The organism is Shewanella sp. SR44-3, from assembly GCF_014163735.1.
Taxonomy (GTDB): Bacteria; Pseudomonadota; Gammaproteobacteria; order Enterobacterales; family Shewanellaceae; genus Shewanella.
The window spans coordinates 1-938 of record NZ_JACJDV010000098.1 but is presented as its reverse complement, the minus strand read 5'-3'; the positions used below and the strand labels follow the sequence as shown (position 1 = coordinate 938).

Here is a 938-nt window from a genome sequence, read left to right as displayed (position 1 = left end):
GCATCGGCATCATTGATGGTCAAGGTGCCAGTGTCAGTTAAGGTCGGGTTGTTGGCGTCTTCAGTGACCGCGCCCAGATCATCGCCCGCAATCTCAGGGATGTCGTTGGTGCCGGTGATGGTGATGGTGACCGTGTGCTCCGTGCCATCGGCACTCAATACCACAAAGGTCTCAACCTTGGTTTCGCCTTCCGCCAAATACTGCACATCGGCGTTCGCGACGTTATAAGTCCAGTTGCCCGTAGCATCAATGGTCAAGCTGCCGAGCGCACCCGCACTTGGGGTGCCAGTGCCAGCCTGGAATACAGACTGGCCAGCATCGGCATCATTGATGGTCAAGGTGCCAGTGTCAGTTAAGGTCGGGTTGTTGGCGTCTTCAGTGACCGCGCCCAGATCATCGCCCGCAATCTCAGGGATGTCGTTGGTGCCGGTGATGGTGATGGTGACCGTGTGCTCCGTGCCATCGGCACTCAATACCACAAAGGTCTCAACCTTGGTTTCGCCTTCCGCCAAATACTGCACATCGGCGTTCGCGACGTTATAAGTCCAGTTGCCCGTAGCATCAATGGTCAAGCTGCCGAGCGCACCCGCGCTTGGGGTGCCAGTGCCAGCCTGGAATACAGACTGGCCAGCATCGGCATCATTGATGGTCAAGGTGCCAGTGTCAGTTAAGGTCGGGTTGTTGGCGTCTTCAGTGACCGCGCCCAGATCATCGCCCGCAATCTCAGGGATGTCGTTGGTGCCGGTGATGGTGATGGTGACCGTGTGCTCCGTGCCATCGGCACTCAATACCACAAAGGTCTCAACCTTGGTTTCGCCTTCCGCCAAATACTGCACATCGGCGTTCGCGACGTTATAAGTCCAGTTGCCCGTAGCATCAATGGTCAAGCTGCCGAGCGCACCCGCGCTTGGGGTGCCAGTGCCAGCCTGGAATACAGA

The 938-nt window shown here is 57.6% G+C and carries 1 protein-coding gene; it reads right to left on the bottom strand.

Annotated elements, in window-relative coordinates; genetic code table 11:
• The coding region (locus H5073_RS17975; protein ID WP_220488112.1) for a VCBS domain-containing protein at positions 1–938 on the bottom strand (938 nt) is incomplete at both ends.